The 17,034-nt window shown below is 76.1% G+C and carries 15 protein-coding genes; 7 read left to right on the top strand and 8 right to left on the bottom strand.

Annotation, left to right across the window (positions count from 1 at the left end; all coding sequences use genetic code 11):
* Nucleotides 1–48 precede the first annotated feature (48 nt).
* Both ACI79V_RS06145 and ACI79V_RS06140 read right to left on the bottom strand, forming a co-directional pair.
* Entirely contained in the window at nt 49–768 is a 720-nt protein-coding gene (locus tag ACI79V_RS06145) for a hypothetical protein (RefSeq protein ID WP_456887533.1), read from the bottom strand.
* A gap of 246 nt (nt 769–1,014) precedes the next feature.
* Nucleotides 1,015–1,695 (bottom strand): ATP-binding protein, encoded by a 681-nt coding sequence (locus ACI79V_RS06140; protein ID WP_456887532.1) that lies wholly within the window; start codon nt 1,693–1,695, stop codon nt 1,015–1,017.
* A gap of 204 nt (nt 1,696–1,899) precedes the next feature.
* Between ACI79V_RS06140 and ACI79V_RS06135 the strand changes: the two genes are divergently transcribed.
* From ACI79V_RS06135 to ACI79V_RS06125, 3 genes are all read left to right on the top strand, one after another.
* The gene (locus ACI79V_RS06135; protein WP_456887531.1) at nt 1,900–2,349 is read left to right on the top strand and encodes a hypothetical protein; all 450 of its coding nucleotides are present in this window, start codon (nt 1,900–1,902) and stop codon (nt 2,347–2,349) included.
* Nucleotides 2,350–2,427: 78 nt separating this feature from the next.
* Nucleotides 2,428–3,450: a chemotaxis protein CheB gene (locus ACI79V_RS06130; RefSeq protein WP_456887530.1), complete on the top strand. Its 1,023-nt coding sequence runs from the start codon at nt 2,428–2,430 to the stop codon at nt 3,448–3,450.
* A 4-nt stretch (nt 3,451–3,454) separates the two neighbouring features.
* The gene (locus ACI79V_RS06125; RefSeq protein WP_456887529.1) at nt 3,455–5,383 is read left to right on the top strand and encodes a CheR family methyltransferase; all 1,929 of its coding nucleotides are present in this window, start codon (nt 3,455–3,457) and stop codon (nt 5,381–5,383) included.
* Here the strand turns inward: ACI79V_RS06125 and ACI79V_RS06120 are convergent.
* From ACI79V_RS06120 to ACI79V_RS06105, 4 genes are read right to left on the bottom strand one after another with little or no spacing between them, the layout of a single operon-like run.
* On the bottom strand, nt 5,355–6,644 hold the full coding sequence (locus ACI79V_RS06120; protein ID WP_456887528.1) for an ANTAR domain-containing protein: 1,290 nt from the start codon (nt 6,642–6,644) through the stop codon (nt 5,355–5,357). The two genes, ACI79V_RS06125 and ACI79V_RS06120, sit on opposite strands and share 29 nt — an antisense overlap.
* Nucleotides 6,631–7,026: a hypothetical protein gene (locus tag ACI79V_RS06115; protein ID WP_456887527.1), complete on the bottom strand. Its 396-nt coding sequence runs from the start codon at nt 7,024–7,026 to the stop codon at nt 6,631–6,633. Before ACI79V_RS06115 ends, ACI79V_RS06120 begins: the two co-directional genes overlap by 14 nt.
* A 10-nt stretch (nt 7,027–7,036) precedes the next feature.
* Complete coding sequence (locus tag ACI79V_RS06110; protein ID WP_456887526.1) at nt 7,037–8,419, bottom strand: MFS transporter; 1,383 nt, start codon at nt 8,417–8,419, stop codon at nt 7,037–7,039.
* Nucleotides 8,416–9,441 (bottom strand): AraC family transcriptional regulator, encoded by a 1,026-nt coding sequence (locus ACI79V_RS06105; protein ID WP_456887525.1) that lies wholly within the window; start codon nt 9,439–9,441, stop codon nt 8,416–8,418. Before ACI79V_RS06105 ends, ACI79V_RS06110 begins: the two co-directional genes overlap by 4 nt.
* A gap of 198 nt (nt 9,442–9,639) precedes the next feature.
* Between ACI79V_RS06105 and ACI79V_RS06100 the strand changes: the two genes are divergently transcribed.
* The 3 genes from ACI79V_RS06100 (at nt 9,640) to ACI79V_RS06090 (ending at nt 13,613) form a co-directional block, all read left to right on the top strand.
* The gene (locus ACI79V_RS06100; protein ID WP_456887524.1) at nt 9,640–9,879 is read left to right on the top strand and encodes a response regulator transcription factor; all 240 of its coding nucleotides are present in this window, start codon (nt 9,640–9,642) and stop codon (nt 9,877–9,879) included.
* A gap of 573 nt (nt 9,880–10,452) precedes the next feature.
* Nucleotides 10,453–12,609, top strand: a complete 2,157-nt coding sequence (locus ACI79V_RS06095; protein ID WP_456887523.1) for an alpha-galactosidase — start codon at nt 10,453–10,455, stop codon at nt 12,607–12,609.
* Nucleotides 12,610–12,905: 296 nt separating this feature from the next.
* Nucleotides 12,906–13,613, top strand: coding sequence for a GAF and ANTAR domain-containing protein (locus ACI79V_RS06090; RefSeq protein WP_456887522.1), 708 nt, complete (start codon nt 12,906–12,908; stop codon nt 13,611–13,613).
* A gap of 187 nt (nt 13,614–13,800) precedes the next feature.
* On the opposite strand, the gene ACI79V_RS06085 is transcribed toward ACI79V_RS06090, so the two are convergent.
* A complete protein-coding gene (locus ACI79V_RS06085; RefSeq protein WP_456887521.1) occupies nt 13,801–15,648 on the bottom strand; it encodes a glycoside hydrolase family 15 protein in 1,848 nt (615 codons plus the stop codon).
* 181 nt (nt 15,649–15,829) lie between these two features.
* On the opposite strand from ACI79V_RS06085, the gene ACI79V_RS06080 reads away from it, so the two are divergent.
* Nucleotides 15,830–16,510, top strand: coding sequence for a phosphatase PAP2 family protein (locus ACI79V_RS06080; RefSeq protein WP_456887520.1), 681 nt, complete (start codon nt 15,830–15,832; stop codon nt 16,508–16,510).
* Between the two features lie 31 nt (nt 16,511–16,541).
* Here the strand turns inward: ACI79V_RS06080 and ACI79V_RS06075 are convergent, their stop codons facing one another.
* Nucleotides 16,542–17,033 (bottom strand): hypothetical protein, encoded by a 492-nt coding sequence (locus ACI79V_RS06075; RefSeq protein WP_456887519.1) that lies wholly within the window; start codon nt 17,031–17,033, stop codon nt 16,542–16,544.
* Between the last annotated feature and the right edge of the window lies 1 nt (nt 17,034).

The following is a 17,034-nucleotide window of genomic DNA, read 5'->3' as shown; positions in this document are numbered from 1 at the left end:
CCCTGACACAGCGGCGCGCGTCCTCGGCGTGGCGCGGCTACGACCGGTCTACCGGTCCGGCGTCGGGGACCCGTCGCGGTCGGCCCGGGCGGCGGCGCGGTCGCCGGCGGCGCGGCGGCGGTCGGCCCGGGCGGCCGCGCGGTCCCGGGCCGCTGCCGCACGATCGTCCTCCGCGGCACGGCGGTCGGCTGCGTCGGCCGCCCGGTCGGCCGCGGCCTGCGCTCGGTCGTCCTCCGCCCACGCCCGGTGGCTCGCCTCGACCTCGGCGTCGACGGCCCGCTGTTCACCACCTGCCCCGGGAGGTGCCGCGCGGCTCGCTCGTCCGGCACGGCCCTCGGCGGCGGCGACCTCCCTGCGGTCGGCCTCCTCGCCGCGCAGGTCGGCGCGGTGGTCGCGTCCGGTGGCCTCCTCGTCGCGCCGGCGAGCGTCCCGCTCCCGGCGCTCGGCCGCGTCGTCCCGATCACGGGCAGCCCGGTCGCGGTCCCGGGCCTCGTCCTCCCGCACCCGGTCGCCGGCGGGCGGCCGGCGCGGGGCACCCGCCGGTTCCGCGTCGGGGGCGGTGGCCGCCGGCCAGCGTTCCGCCCGCAGCCGCTCGTGCTCCGCACCCCGGAACGCCGCCGCGGCCTGGCGCAACAGTCGCTGCGCGTCCTCGAGCCGGGTCTCCCGCAGTGCCCGATCGGCCATCTCGAGGAGCGTGGCGGCGATGCGCCCCTCGGTGGCGGCGACCGCCTGAGCGCCTCGGCGCAGCCGCTCCTGGAGCTCTCGCACGTCCCGCCGGAGGCGCTCGGAGGCGTCCCGGGCGGAACCGGGCGCGTCGCCACCGGGCGCCTGCCCAGGGGCGGGCCGCTCCTCGGGACCCTCCATGCAGTCAGGGTTCCCCCGGCGGAGGCCGTCGACAAGGGCCGGTGCGGGGTGTCGCGCGTGTCGGCGCCGTGTCCGCGGGGCCAGCAGGTCCCGCACGGTGCCGGCGCTCGCCGGGGTCTCGTGGCCGGGACGCGGCGGATGGGACGGCGGTCAGCCGGCGTGCTGCCCGGGTGCTCCCGCGGCCGCCTCGACCACCGCTCGGGCCCGCTGCGCCTCCTCCCGCGCACGCGCCGCACGGGTGCGGTACCTCCTGGCCGCGTCGGTGCGGCCGGCCGCCTCCGCCCGGACCGCCAGCGCCTCGAGGGTCCGGCCCGTGAGGACCGTGGTCTCGACCAGGCAGGCGGCCAGGGCGACGGCACGGTCGGTGGCCGTGCGGATCCTCTCCTCGGGCAGCAACTCGAGGTAGGGCACCCGGGCCCACACGGTCTTGTGGTCCCCCCCGACGTCCCAGCCGTGCGACCCGCAGAGGTGGGCGACCACGGACAGGCCCATGCCGCCGTGTCCCGGATCGCGGTCGAGCGCCGGCACCGGCGACCGGCCGGTGGCGGCGTCGTCGACGGCCACCAGCCAGCCGAGGGGAGCGGCGGTGACGGCCACGTGCACCGGGGGGCAGCCGTGCCGCAGGGCGTTGGAGGCCAGCTCCTCGACGACCAGCAGCAGCCGCTCACCGTCGTCGGCGCCGCGGGGCAGCCCGCCGCTGCGCAGGACCGCGCGCAGTCCGCGCCGCAACGCCGCGAGGGCGGCGAGGTCGGCCGGCTGCTGCTGCCACGCCGCCCCGCCGTCGGGGGTCGTTCGTGGCGGGGGCCGGCGCGCCCACACGCTCACACCCATGCGCCCCGTCCTCCGTGTCGGGCTCCGCTGGGGCGCGGGTCGGTCCGCGCGCACGCGGGTGCACGCCGGCGGACCCGTCTGTTCCAGCTCCGTCCGAGCCGCGGTACCCAGCCGGAGGGGGCGCATGCACGGAGGTGCTCAGCCGCGCCGCCGGACCTAGTCTGGAGGGGCTCGGGAACTGCCCGTAGGGGGGATCGGAGCGGCATGGTGGCACCCGATGACCTGTCGCTGGCCTGCCGGCTCAGCGGCCTGAGCGCCGGTGAGCTCTGGTGCCGGTACCTGGCGATGGGTGGCGACCGGTCGCGGTTCGAGTTCGACGCCCGTCTCGCCGGGGCCGTGTGGCCGGAGCAGGAGGACCGGTACCTCGCGGTGGTCGCCGACGAGGCCCTCCGCGACGTCGGTCTGCGGATGTGGCCCGAGGACACCGTGCCGGTGGACGCCCCCGTCCTGGACGCCCTGCTCGCCGGGGGCGATCCCGGGCTGGGCCGGACCGCCACCGCGGTGCTGCGGACCCGTGCCCAGACGAGCAGGCTGACGGTGCTGTTCCAGCGGTGCGCCCGTACCCGCGCCGATGCCCGCGACGTCCGGAAGCAGGCGCGGGCGGCCCAGCGGACCGGCGACGTCCGTGGCCCCGAGCCGTGGCGCAGCCACTGAGCGGGGCGGCAGCCGACGGGGGCACTACGGTGCTCGCAGGACCTCGCGAGGGGTCCGGTGCGGAGACGGAGTCCGGTCGTGGCGCGACGTGATCTCGTGCTGGTCGGCGCCTCGGCGGGTGGCGTCGAGGCGCTGCGCACCCTGCTCGGCACCCTGCCGGTGGACTTCCCGGCGGCGGTGCTGGTGGTGCTGCACATCCCGTCGACCGGACGCAGTGCGCTGCCGGAGATCCTCGGCCGGGTCTGCCCGCTGCCGGTCCACCGGGCGGTCGACGGAGCCCCGCTGCGGTCGGGCGTGGTCACGGTCGCCGTTCCCGACCACCACCTGCTGGTCGTGGAGGACCGCCTCATGCTCTCGCGCGGACCGCGGGAGAACGGCCACCGTCCGGCCGTGGACGCGCTGTTCCGCTCCGCGGCCCGGGCCGCCGGCCCGCGCGTGGTGGCGGTCGTCCTGTCCGGGGCGCTCGACGACGGGACGGCGGGGACGATCGCCGTCCGCGAGCGCGGCGGCGTGTGCGTGGCCCAGGACCCCGAGGACGCGCTCCACCCGAGCATGCCCGCCCACGCCATCGAGGAGGCCGCCGTCGACCACGTGGCCCCGGCGGCGAAGATGGGCCCCCTGCTCCTCGACCTGGTGACCGAGGAGGTCGTGGTGGACCCCCCGGCCGTGACCGAGCTGATGGACAAGGAGGCGGCGATGGCGGAGTTCGACGCCGCCGCGCTGAACGACGACGACCGGCCCGGCGTCCCGTCGGGCTTCGGCTGCCCGTCCTGCAACGGCGCCCTGTTCACGATCACCGAGGGCGGCCTGGAGCGGTACCGGTGCCGCGTGGGCCACGCCTGGTCGCCGGAGGCGTTGGCCGCCGAGCAGTCGGAGGCCCTGGAGGGGGCGCTGTGGATGGCACTGCGCGGGCTCGAGGAGCGGGCGGCGCTGAGCCTGCGCATGAGGGACCGGGCCCGCAGGCGCGGGCACGCGCACACCGCGGACACGTTCTCCCGGCGCCACGACGAGGCGCACGCCGCCGCCCTGCTGATCCGTCGCCTGCTGCGCGGCGGCGAGCTCGAGGGCACCGCCGTGCCCGAGCAGGCGGGGGAGCAGTGACCCGGTGACCCACCAGCAGCCCGGGCCCGACGACGTCGAGAACGGCGTCGAGGACGGGGACGACCTGCCGGCCGACGAGGCGCCCGCGGACCGCGGGGGAGACGTCGACCCCGACTTCGAGGACCTGCTGGTCTACCTGCGCGAGCAGCGCGGGTTCGACTTCACCGGCTACAAGCGGCCCAGCCTCGTCCGCCGCGTGCGCCGGCGGATGGCCGACGTGGGCATCTCGTCGGTGAGCGACTACCAGGACTACCTGGAGGTCCACCCCGACGAGTTCACGCCGCTGTTCAACACGGTGCTGATCAACGTCACGAGCTTCTTCCGCGACGCCGCGTCCTGGGAGCACCTGCGCGACGACGTCCTCCCCGAGGTCCTGGCCGCGGCGGGGCCGACGATCCGGGTGTGGAGCGCCGGCTGCGCGTCCGGGCAGGAGGCCTACAGCCTCGCGATCCTGCTCGCCGACGTCCTCGGGGCCGACGAGTTCCGGCAGCGGGTGAAGATCTACGCCACGGACGTCGACGAGGAGGCGCTGGCCCAGGCCCGGCAGGCGTCGTTCACCGAGCGGGAGCTGGTCGGGCTGACCCCGGAGCAGGCCGAGGCGTACTTCCAGGCCGACGGCGCCCGGTACACCTTCCGCAAGGACCTGCGCCGCTCGGTGATCTTCGGACGCAACGACCTGGTGCAGGACGCCCCGATCTCGCACGTCGACCTGCTGCTGTGCCGCAACACGCTCATGTACTTCAACGCCGAGACCCAGAGCCGGATCCTCGGCCGGCTGCACTTCGCGCTCAACCCGTCGGGGGTCCTGTTCCTCGGCAAGGCGGAGATGCTGCTGTCGCACAACCAGCTCTTCGTCCCGGTCGACCTCACCCGCCGGTTCTTCCGCAAGCGGAGCACGCGACCGGCGCCGGAGCGGCCGGCGGTCCCCGCACAGTCGGCCGACGCGCCGCCGTTCGACGAGCGCAGCCTGTCCCGGCTGCGGCAGGAGGTCATGCTCTCGGCGCCGACCGCCCAGCTCGCGCTCGACGCCGACGGGCGGGTGGCGATGGTCAACCGCCAGGCCGAGCACGTGCTCGGCGTCGAGGACCGGGACGTCGGCCGCCCGTTCCAGGACCTCGAGAGCTCCTACCGCCCGGTCGAGCTGCGGGGCGCGATCGCCGAGGCGGTGGCCGAGCGCCGGCCGGTCTGGCTGCGCGGGGTCGAGCGGCGGCGGCCGGGACAGGAGGTCACCGTCTTCGACGTCCAGGTCCGCCCCCTGTACGGCGAGGGCGGCGCCCTGCTGGGCACCACGATCATCTTCGTCGACGTGACGCAGTACCGGAGGCTGCAGACCGAGCTGGAGTACGCCAACCGGCAGCTCGAGACCGCCTACGAGGAACTGCAGTCGACCAACGAGGAGCTCGAGACCACCAACGAGGAGCTCCAGTCCACGGTCGAGGAGCTCGAGACCACCAACGAGGAGCTCCAGTCGACCAACGAGGAGCTCGAGACCATGAACGAGGAGCTCCAGTCGATGAACGACGAGCTCCACGCGACCAACGAGGAGCTGCGGGGCAGCACCGACGAGGTGACCGCGCTCAACGAGTTCATGGCCGGCGTCCTCGGCAGCTTCCGCGCCGGGGTGGCCGTGGTCGACCCGGCGCTGCGCGTGCTGGCCTGGAACGCCGCCGCCGAGGACCTCTGGGGGATCCGCCAGGACGAGGTGAAGGGCCAGCACCTGCTCAACCTCGACATCGGCCTGCCGGTGTCGCAGCTGCACCCGCTGCTGCGCCGTCAGGTGGCCGAGCAGGGCCCCTCGCACGACACCGTCGAGCTCGACGGCGTCAACCGGCGGGGCCGGCCGGTCCACGTGCGGGTCACCGTCAGCGCCTTCTTCCAGCGGACCGGCGAGCGCGGTGGCGCGGTCATCGTGATGGACCCGAGCGAGCGCTGATCCGGGCGATCACGTCCCGGTCGCCCTCGACGACCAGCCGCGCCAGGTCGCGCAGCTTCACGTTGAGGTGGGAGCTCAGGGTCACCAGCCGGGCGAACGCCTCGTCGGCGTCCACGCCCAGGCGGGCCATCAGCACCCCCTTGGCCTGGTCGATGACGGCCCTGGAGGTCAGCGCGCGCTCCAGGTGCGCGGCGAGGGTGCGCAGCGACTCCCGCTCGCCGACGCTCTGCAGCACCCCGGTCGCCGCGGCGGCCGCCAGCTCGCCGATGCGCCGGTTCGCGGGCCCGAAGGCGTGCGGCCGGGCCCCGTAGATGTTGATGACGCCGATGCTCTCGTCGCCGTCCAGGACGGGGACGGCGAGGACGCTGCGCACGGCGGCGGAGCCGCTGGCCGCGGCCAACCGCGGCCAGCGCTCGTCGGCCGTCACGTCCGGGGTGGTCACCGGCCGCCCGGTGGCGTGCGCGTCCAGACAGGGGCCCTCCTGGACCTGCACCTGCCGGCCGTCGAAGTCCTGGGCCTCCGCCGAGTCGCTGCCCAGCCGCTGGGGGTCCAGGGGAGAGCCGAGGGCGACACTGACCCAGTCGGCGCCGGGGACCGCGCTGCGCACGAGGGTGGCCATCCGGCCGAGCATCCGCTGCCGGTCGGGTTCGGCGACCGGCAGCGCCGAGAGCTGGGAGAAGGCGGCGGCCAGGCCCAGGACGTCGGCCGCACCCGGCTCGCCCCCGTCGTCCGGCCCCGGCTCCGGAGCGGCCGGCGCGACCACCCACTGCACCCGCGCGGCGGACGGGGCGGCAGCGGACCGCTCGGGGAAGCCGAACAGCTCCGACCGCACCTCCGGCCCGGTGCGCGGCCGGACCGTGACCGTCAGGTGCTGCTCGCCGCTGTCCGCCGCGGCGAGCCGGCGCAGGGCGGTGCGGAAGGCGGCGGTGTCCGCCGGCGCCAGGAAGACCGACAGGGGCTTGCCGTGCAGCCGGCCGAAGCCCACGCCCAGGGTCGTGGCCAGCGCGGGGTTGACCTCGAGCAGCTTGCCGTTGCCGTCGGTGAGCGCCAGTCCCAGCGGCACGAGGGCGGCGAGGTGGCTGCGCCAGCGGAGCTCGCTCTCGTGGCGGGCCAGCAGGGAGGCGATCTGCTCCTGCTGGGCGCGCAGCTCCTCGGAGACGACCTGCAGCTCCTCGTCGCGGACGTCGAGGTCGGCGAGCAGGGCGAGGACCTCGTCGACGGAGGCCGGCGGCAGGGCCGGTCCCGGCTCAGGCAGGGCCACCGGGCACCTCCTCCCCGTGCCGGGCGTCCGCCGCGTCCTCCTCGGCGGCGTGCCTGTCCTCCTCGGCCGCGGAACGGTGGCCCTCCGCCCGGCTGCGGTGACCGGCGACGTCGCCGACGCCGGCCCGCGCGGCCGACTCGTGCACCTCCGCCGTCCGCTCGTGCGAGCGGGCCGCGCGCTCGTGGCCCAGGCGCGCGCGCTCGGCCGACTCGCGGGCGTGCTCGGCGGCGAGCGCGGCCTGCGCCCGGGCCTCCTGGACGTCCTCGGCGTCCGGCGGTTCCCCGGCGGTCAGGCGGGCGAGCCGCTCGGAGAGCTCCCGCGTCCGGCGGGCGGCCGTCGCGGCGCGTTCGGCCGCCCTGCGCCCCGGGTCCTCGGGTTCCACGCCGACCCCCTCACGGCCACTCCGTGCACCGTCCGGTGTCCATCTTGCCGACTCCTCGCCGCCGCCGCCGGAGGACGGGGACCCGAACGGTCGGGCGAGCCGGGTCCGGGGCCACTGCCGGTGGAGTGGTGCCGTCCGGCGCCGCGCGGCGGCCGATCGCGAAGACGGCCACGGCGGCGAGGGACACGACCGAGACCCATCGCAGCGCCTCGGCCAGGCCGATCCGGTCGGCGAGCACCCCGACGACCAGGGGACCGGCGGTCAGGCCGAGCAGGTTGCCGGCCAGGGCGAGCACGCCGAGCGCGCCGGCCCGGACGGAGGCGGCGGTCAGGGACACGACCAGCGCGCCGGCCGGGCCGGTGGTGCCGGCGGTGGTGAGGGCCCCGGCGGCGAGCAGGGCCAGCTGTGCCGGCCCCGGCGGGAGGGAGAAGGCGACGCCGAGCAGGAGCAGCGACGACGCGGAGCAGACGAGGGCGGTCGTCCACGTGCGCCGCGGTGCGGCGCGGGCCAGCCGGTCGGCGAGCACCCCGCAGCCGATCATGCCGATGCCCATGACCAGGACGAGGGCCGCGGCCAGCCCGGCGGCGGCTCCCAGCGGCACCCGGTACGTGCGCTCCAGGTAGCTGGGCAGCCACGTCAGCAGCGCCCCGGCGACGAGGAGCTGCAGGCCGTTGCCGACGTAGGCGCAGACGACCGCCGGCGGGGAGACCAGGGCCGACAGCCGCACCCGCCGACCCGTGGTGCCCGCGGGCGCGCCGGACGCCCCGTCGACCTGCTCGTGCCGGGCCAGCTGCTCGTCGGTGACCAGCCGGTGGTACAGCGCGACGAGGACGAACCCGATCGCCGCCATGGCCGCCACCGACCACCGCCAACCCAACCGGGCGGCCAGGGCGCCGCCGAGCGCGATGCCGAGCACGGCGCCGAAGGAGGCGCCGGCGGTGAAGGCACCGGCCAGCGTCGCGCGGCGGTCGGCCGGGAACAGGCCGAGGACGAGGGCGAGGCCGACGCTGGCGTACGCGGCCTCCCCGACCCCGACCAGCGCTCGCGCGGCGAGCAGCTGCCCGTAGTCCGCGGCGAGGGCCGAGCCCAGGGTGGCCAGACTCCACCCGGCGGCCATGGCGGTGACGGCCCGCCGGCGGCCGAGCCGGTCGGCCAGCACCGACAGGGGCACGGTCAGCACGGCCACGGTCAGCGGCACGACGCTGCTCAGCGCGGCGATCCGGGTGTCCGACAGCCCCCACTCCGCCTTGAGCTGGGGGAAGACGGCCGCCAGGACCTGTCGGCACATGAAGTCCGAGAGCAGCAGCGCGAAGGACAGGGTGAAGACGATCCGCGGGAAGGCCGGGCGGGCCCCACCCGCGGCCGGGGACGGCGCGGCCGGTGGCGCGGTCACCCACGGGACCCGGACGTGGCGTCGGCCCGGGACCGGCTGCGCCACTCGCTGGCCGTGGTGCCGAACTGCCGGCGGAACCAGGTGGAGAAGGTGCTGGGGGCGGCGAAGCCGAGCAGCCGGGAGACCTCGGTCAGCGAGTAGCCGTCGTTGGCGAGGTGGCGCTCGGCGTGCCGGGCGCGGGTGGCCTGCACGATGCCGGTGAAGGTCTCGCCGGCCTCGGCGAGGTGCCGGTGCACGGTGCGCGGCTGGACGCCGAGGGTGCGGCTGATCTGGGTCATCGAGCACCGACCCAGCGGCAGGGTCAGGTCGACCAGTGCCCGGACCTGGTCGACCGCGGTCGCCGCGCGGGGGGAGGCGATCGACTCGAGCAGCGGCTGGGTGTAGGGCCGCAGCACCGGGTCGGAGGTCACCGTCGCGGCGTCGAGGTCGCGCGCGGGGAAGACCACACCGGTGAACGCCTGCTCGAACCGGAGCCCGGGGCCGAAGACCTCGTGGAACGGGCCGCGATCGGCCGGTGCCCGGTGGGCGAAGCAGGTCGTCAGCGGCTGCCAGTCGGCACCGATCAGCGCGCGGACGACCCCGACCAGGCCGGCCACGGTGAGGTCGAGCGCCTGGCGGGCCGGGACGGGCTCACCGATCTCCAGCCACGTCTGCACCGTGGCCAGGCCGTCGTGCTCGACCAGGCGCAGGTCGAGGATCGGGTTGAAGACGTGCTCGTAGCGGATCAGCAGGTCCAGGGCGCTGCGCAGGTCGGGCTCCTCCCGGAGCACCACGCTGATCGGGCCCAGCGTCGACAGCCGGCGCATCCCCGCCATCCGGACACCGAAGTCCTCGCGGCCGGACTCGGCCGCGGCCGACTCCAGCAGCCGGGCGACCCGCACGGCGGGGATCCACTCGTCCTGCATCGCCAGACCGCCGATGTCCAGGCCCACGCCCGCCATCGACCGCTCCGGGTCGAGGCCGCACGAGCGGGCCACCTCCGGGAAACCCGTCAGCGCGGCGTAGCGGACGAGACGGTCCATCGGTCCCCCCTGCGCTGTCCGAAAACAGCAAGTACACCGTCCGGATCGCTGAAGCGGGGGCCCGGTCGCCTCCCTATCGTCGCGCGCACCGGCAGCGGGCGGCGCAGGCCCCGCCGACCTGCCGGAGCGGAACCGGATCCAGGAGCCCGGCCGCGCGCTCCCACGCCGCGGCCGGACCGGACGGAGCGAGGCACAGCGATGCAGCACCCCTCGAGCGGCGCCGGTGCGGTCCGCGCCGACGCGACGCCGACCCTGAGTGAGCGGGACCTCGAGACGCTCCGGCACCTCGCCGCCGGGAGGTCGACGGGACAGATCGCCGCCGCCATGTCGATCTCGACCAACACCGTCCGCGGCCGCGTGCGGCGGCTCCTGGGCAAGCTCGCCGTCTCCGACCGCGACCGCGTCGTGGACGCGGCGCGTGCCCTGGGCGCGTTCTGACGCCGGTCAGCGGAGGCCGGCGCCCGCCGGCTCACTCGTGCGGTCTCCGGACCGCCTCCACCGCGACCCCGAGCACGGCTCCCGTACCGATGCACCCGGCGAGGAAGCGCGCCGCGTCCCGGTGCCACCGCGAGCTGGTGGAGCCGCTGCCGCGAGAGGTCGTCGTCCGCGTCGTCGACGTGCGCACTGCTGCGTCCATGGCCGACACCGTCCCGCCGGATCGGCGCCGCCGACTCACCCGGGAGGGATGGGATGACGGGTGGGCTCGCACGGGGTGCAGCGGGTCCCCGGCCGGACGTCATCATGGGACACCGGAGGTCCGGTCCCGGACCCGTCCACCGACCGCCGGCCCGCCCGCCCCGCGGACCCTCCCGCATCGGGCCGGGCCCGGTCGCCCGAACCCCGGAGAACACCCTGACCAGCACGTCCCACGGCGCCCCGACACCGCCCACGGCCTCCGAGGCGGCGACCGAACGCCAGAGCACCGACCCGGCGCCGACCGGACCGTCGCTGCCCGGCCCGGCCGGCGACGCCGACCGACTGGTCCACTGGCGGACCGCCGGGACCAGCGTCGTGCTGGCCCTGGACCCGGTCGGTGGTCTGCTGCCCCAGGTCGTGTACTGGGGCGCCGACCTGGGGGACCTCCCCGCCGACGCCCTCGCCGGGCTGGGCCGGGCCGCGGCGCCGTCGGTGGGGGACCACCCGACCGACGTGGTGCGCCGGCTGACCCTGCTGCCCGAGCATGCGAGCGGCTGGGTCGGCCGGCCAGGCCTGGAGGGCTCGCGCGCCGGCCGGGACTGGTCACCGGCGCTGCGGCTCCGCTCCCGCGAGGTCGCCGTCACCGCCGAGGGGACCACCCGGCTCGTGGCCCGCGCGGACGACCCGGTCGCCCGGCTGGAGGTGGTGCTCGAGCTCGAGCTCACCGCCTCCGGCCTGCTGCGGGCCCGGGCCGCGGTCACGAACACGGCCGAGGGCGACGCCGCGGCTGCCGACGGCGGCGAGCCGTTCCGCCTCGATGCCCTCCGGCTGGTCCTGCCGGTGCCGCCGCAGGCCGGCGAGCTGCTCGACTTCACCGGCCGGCACACCCTCGAGCGGGTGCCGCAGCGCACCCCCTTCACCGCGGGCCTGCACTCCCGGGAGGTGCGCAACGGCCGCACCGGGCTCGACGCGGTGCACCTGCTCTGCGCCGGCACCCCCGGCTTCTCGTTCCGCGCGGGCGAGGTGTGGGCGGTGCACCTGGGCTGGTCGGGCAACCAGGTGCACTACGCCGAACGGCTGCACAACGGGGCGCGCGTGCTCGGCGCCGGCGAGCTGCTGCTGTCGGGCGAGGTCGAGCTGGCGGCCGGGGCCACCTACACCTCCCCGTGGCTGTACGCCTCCCACGGGCAGGGTCTGGACGAGGTCGCCGGCCGGTTCCACGCGTGGTTGCGGGCCCGGCCGACCCACCCCGCCCGGCCGCGGCCGGTGACGCTCAACACCTGGGAGGCGGTGTACTTCGACCACGACCTCGGCCGGCTCACCGAGCTCGCGGAGATCGCGGCCCGGCTGGGCATCGAGCGGTTCGTCCTCGACGACGGCTGGTTCGGCTCCCGCCGGGACGACACCTCCGGGCTGGGGGACTGGCGCGTCTCGGCCGACGTCTGGCCCGAGGGCCTGCACCCGCTGGTCGACCGGGTGCACGAGCTGGGCATGGAGTTCGGGCTGTGGGTGGAGCCGGAGATGGTCAACCTGGACTCCGAGCTGGCCCGCGCGCACCCGGAGTGGCTGTTCAGCGCCGGCGGGCGGGTCGGCGACCCCTCCCGCAACCAGCACGTGCTCGACCTGACCCACGCGGGCGCCTACGAGCACGTCCGCTCCCACCTGCAGGCGCTGCTCGACGAGTACGCCATCGCCTACCTGAAGTGGGACCACAACCGCTACCTCGTCGACGCCGGGCACACCCCCGGCGGCGAGCCGGGGGTGCACGGGCAGACCCGTGCCACCTACCGGCTGCTCGACGAGCTGCGGGCGGCCAACCCGGGCCTGGAGATCGAGTCCTGCGCCTCCGGCGGCGGTCGGGTGGACCTGGGGATCCTGCAGCGCACCGACCGGGTGTGGGCGTCGGACACCAACGACGCGCTCGAGCGGCAGGGCATCCAGCGGTACACGCAGCTGCTGCTGCCGCCGGAGCTGGTCGGCACCCACGTCGGGCCGCCGCGCTCGCACACCACCGGCCGCACCCACGACCTGTCCTTCCGCGCCGGCACCGCGCTGTGGGGGCACATGGGTGCCGAGTGGGACCTCGCCGGTGCCTCACCCGAGGACCGCGAGGAGCTGGCCGCGTGGATCGCGCTGCACAAGGAGCTCCGCCCGCTGCTGCACCGCGGCACCGTCGTCAACGGCGACCACCCCGACCCCACCGTGCAGGTGCACGGGGTCGTGGCGGCCGACGGCGGGGACGCCCTCTTCGCGCTGGTCGCGGTCGGCCGCTCGGTGACCTGGCCGCCGGGGCCCGCCCGCCTGCCGGGTCTGGACCCCGACCGCCGCTACCGGGTGCGGCTGCAGCCCCCGGGCACCGACACCGGCGGCGCCTGGCCCGGCCTGCCGCCGTGGTGCGCCGGCGAGGCCGGCGTCGGTGAGGCCGGCGTCGTGCTCACCGGCCGCGGCCTGGCCGTGGCCGGCCTGCAGGTCCCGCCGGTGCACCCCGAGCACCTGCTGCTGGTCCGCTGCACGGCGGTCGAGGACGGCTGACCCCGGCGCCCCTACGACCGGGGTGAGATGCGGCCCCACTCCGCTGGAGCGCACTCCCCACGCTGAGGCAGCCCGCGGGCGGTGGTGTAGCGGCGCGTCCGGGGCAGGTCCGGCGCCACGCTGAGCACCCCGGAACAGCCGCCGGCCGCCGCGGCGCCGGCAGGCCGTGTCCGATCCGCGTCGTGCCGGACCGGCGCGACGCGGATCGGAGCCGGGCCCGTGCGGCATGGTGTGCGGCTCGGTCGGGGTAAGGGCCCGCCGAGGCCGCGGACCGATGGCAGCGGGAGGAACGGCTCATGTCCGAGATGTCGGACTTCAACGAGCGGCTGGCCGCGATCGCCCGCGATCTGGTCAACGAACCGGACATGCAGCACACGCTGCAGCGGGTCGTCGAGGCCGCCGCGCAGAACCTCGACGGCGAGGTCTGGTCCAGCGTGTCGCTGGTCAAGGACCGCCACGAGGTGCGTACCCCGGCCGCCAGTGACGACCGTGCGGAGCGGGCCGACCACCTGCAGTACGACCTGGAGGAGGGGCCGTGCCTGGACGCGATCTGGGAGCAGGAGACCTTCCAGATCGACGACATGACCGCCGAGGAGCGCTATCCCCGCTGGACCCGGGCGGTCGCGGAGCAGACCGGCATCCGCAGCAGCCTGTCGCTGCAACTCTTCACCGACGCGGAGCAGAACAGCCTCGGTGCGCTCAACCTCTACTCGCCGGAGCCGAGCGCCTTCGACGCGGAGACCCGGGGCGAGGCGCTGGCGTTCGCCGCCCAGGCCGCGGTCGCGCTGCGCAGTGCCCAGATCGAGGAGAACCTGCGCTCGGGGATGGCCACTCGCAACCTGATCGGGATGGCCCAGGGCATCGTGATGGAGCGGTTGCGGCTCACACCGGACCAGGCGTTCGGGGTGCTCAGCCGGCTGTCGCAGGAGAGCAACACCAAGCTGCGGGACGTGGCGCGGCGGCTGGTGGAGACCGGGGAGGTCCCCGCCCGGCGGCAGCGCTGAGTCGGGGGCGACCCGGTGGCCACGGGTTAGGACCACCGGGTCTGGACCGCGCAGGACCCCGGGATCCTGCGCGATCGTCCTGGTGAGCTACCCCCCGGCGCCGCCTGGGACATCATGCTGCCGGCGTGGCTTCCTCGGCCCCGCTCGCAGGATGCCGTCTCACCCTGACCGTGAGGGGGCCCCGGCGTCAGCCGGGGCCGCGCCCGTCGAGGGCCGCGTCGAGGGTGACCGCCGCGTCGATGAGGGCCAGGTGGGTGAACGCCTGCGGGAAGTTGCCGATCTGCTCGCCGGTGAGGGCGATCTCCTCGGAGTACAGGCCCACGTGGTTGCCGTAGGTCAGCATCTTCTCGAACGCCGTCCGGGCCTCCTCCAGCCGACCGGAGCGGGTGAGCGCGTCCACGTAGGCGAAGGTGCACAGCGAGAACGTGCCCTCCGAGCCGCGCAGCCCGTCCGGGGAGGCCTCGGGGTCGTAGCGGTAGACCAGGCTGTCGGTGACCAGCTCGTCGTCCATCGCCGCCAGGGTCGAGCGCCACAGCGGGTCCCGGCCGTCGACGAAGCCGACGGTCGGCATGCGCAGCAGCGCCGAGTCGAGCACGTCGGTGTCGTAGTGCTGCACGAACGCCCCGCGCGTGGTGTGGAAGCCGCGCTCGAGCACCTGCTCGTAGATCCGGTCCCGTGCGGCGCGCCAGCGGTCGACGTCGGCGGGCCGGCCGTGCTCCGTGGCCATCCGGATGCCGCGGTCGAAGGCCACCCAGCTCATCACCCGCCCGTAGGTGAACGCCTGCCGGCCGCCCCGGGTCTCCCAGATGCCCTCCTCCGGCTGGTCCCAGTTGTCGGCGAGCCAGTCCAGCACCCGGCTGGTCGCCGTCCAGCCCTGGTGGGACAGCGGCAGCCCGGCCCGGACGCCGGCGTAGACGCTGTCCAGGGCCTCGCCGTAGATGTCGAGCTGCAGCTGCTCGGCCGCGCCGTTGCCGATGCGGACCGGCGCCGAGCCCCGGTACCCGCGCCAGTGGTCGAGCTCGTCCTCCTTGAGGTCGGAGGAGCCGTCTATCCGGTACATGATGTTGAGCGGTCCGCTGTCGCTGTCGAGCCGGTCGCGGATCCGCTCGCCCAGCCAGGACCCGAAGCGCGCCGCCTCGTCGGTCAGCCCGAGCTTGAGCAGCGCGTGCACCGAGAACGAGGCGTCGCGCACCCACGTGTAGCGGTAGTCCCAGTTGCGCTCCCCGCCGACCTGCTCGGGCAGCGCCGCGGTGGGCGCCGCGACGATGCCGCCCGAGGGGGCGTAGGTCATCAGCTTCAGGGTGATCGCCGAGCGCTGGACGGCCTCCCGCCACCGCCCGGTGTAGGTGGACCGGCCGATCCAGGAGCGCCAGTGGGCCACGGTCGCGTCGAAGAGGGCCTGCACCTCGTCGGGGTGGATCTCGCGGGGCGGCCCGTCGGCGTCGGTCTCCAGGACGACGCCGCGCGTCTGGCCCGCCACCAGGCCCACCGTGCCGTGCAGGTCGGTGTCCTCCACGCGCACGTCGGCCAGCCGCTCGTCCTCCGGCGCGCGCACGACGTGCAGCGTCAGCCGCTGGCCGTTCGCCACGAAGACGGCGCCGGGGTCGCTGAGCTCCAGGCGGTGCGGGTGCCGGCCGTAGTCGAAGCGGGGGGCCACCTCGACCTCGAAGGTCATCCGGCCGCGCACGCACTGGACCATGCGCACGATCCGGTGCCGGTCGGTCGCGGTGTCGCCGGCGGGCGGCATGAAGTCGAGCACCTGGCCCAGGCCGGCGTCGGTGAAGAACCGGGTGACCAGGACGGCGGTGTCCGGCAGGTACATCTGCGTCGAGGTGTACTCCACGCCCGCCGGGCGGATGCGGAAGTGCCCGCCGCGCTCGTCGTCGAGCAGCGCGCCGAAGACGCTGGGGGAGTCGAACCGGGGGGAGCAGAACCAGTCGATCGACCCGTCGGTCGTCACCAGTGCAGCGGTCTGCAGGTCGCCGATCAGGCCGTGTCCGGAGATGGCGGTCTCGAGGCTGACGGTCTCGGTCATGCCGGCGACCGTGGCCCACGGGAGGTCGCGGCGGCCTCATCCAGCAGGGGTGAGCCGCCCCGTCCGCGCCTGGCAGGACCGCGGACCACCCGGCGCGGACGAGCGCCGGTCGTTCCGTGCCCGCGGGCGTCCCGGCACACTGGCCGCCGTCGGCGAGCGAGCGCGCAGGAGGGACGGGCGGATGGACACGGCACCGTCGCGGACCCCGCCGCCCGAGGAGCGGCTGGCCGGCCGGCTGGCGGCCGGCCCCCCGCCCGGGGAGGCGCCCGCGCGGGCGACCGCGGTGCGCCTGCTCCGGGACCTCGGGCGGATCGACCGGGCCCTCTACCGGGCCGTGGCCGGGACGCGCACGCCCGCCCTCGACCGCCCGGTGCGCCGGCTGTCGCGGCTGGCGGACTTCTCGCGGCTGTGGATGGCGGTCGCCGGGGTGATGGCCCTCGCCGGCGGTCGCACCGGGCGACGGGCCGCCGCCGCGGGCCTGACGGCGGTGGCGGTGGACTCCGCCGTCGTCAACGCCGGTTTCAAGCTCGCCGCGCGCCGCCGGCGGCCCGACCGGGACCTGGCCGGCGTGCCGGAGGCCCGGTGGGTGCCGATGCCGCACTCGGCGTCGTTCCCGTCCGGCCACACCGCTTCGGGCTTCGCGTTCGCCACGGCGGTCGCGCAGATCGTGCCCGCGGCCGCCGCGCCCCTGCGCACCCTCGCCGCCGCGGTCGGCTACTCGCGGGTCCACACCGGCGTGCACTACCCGGCCGACGTGGTCATCGGGGCGATGATCGGTGTCGCCGTCGGCGAGGCCGTCGGGTGGGGGCTGTGGCGGGTCGAGGTCGCCCCGCGGTTCCGCCCGCCGCGCCCGGGGCGCTGACCGGTCCTCCGTGCCGCGGCGCGGGCCCGGGTCAGTGGACCAGCGCCTTGAGGAGGATGAGCCCGGCCCCGACGAGCGCGACGAGGGCGCCCTTGAGCAGCGCCCGGCGGGGCGGGGCTCCGGCGAAGCGGGCCGCCCAGTAGCCGTAGAAGCCGATCAGGCCCAGCCCCGACCACTTGGCGACGGAGAACGCGGTGCCGACCTCGAACACGCCCAGCGCGGCGAGCAGGAAGAAGACCGCGGGGAAGGCGACCCCGAAGCCGACCGCCGCGGCGTCCTCCACCATGTGCCCGACCTGGCCGCGGGTGACCGGCCGGCGGGTGCTCGTCTCGGTGCCCACGACCTCGCTGTAGACCTCGGACAGGGCGACCGCCAGGGCCGTGCCGAGCAGCCAGACGGCCATGACGCCCGGCGTGGGCGGGTGGGTCTCGAGCGCCACGACCAGCGCCAGCCCGATGATCGAGCCGTAGACCACCCGGCCGACCTGCCGCGATCCGAGGTGCGTCTCCAGGCTCGCCCGCATG

Source organism: Geodermatophilus sp. SYSU D00700 (genome assembly GCF_054050255.1).
Note: the sequence above shows the minus strand (reverse complement) of the source record. Positions and strands in the feature narration are given on the sequence as shown.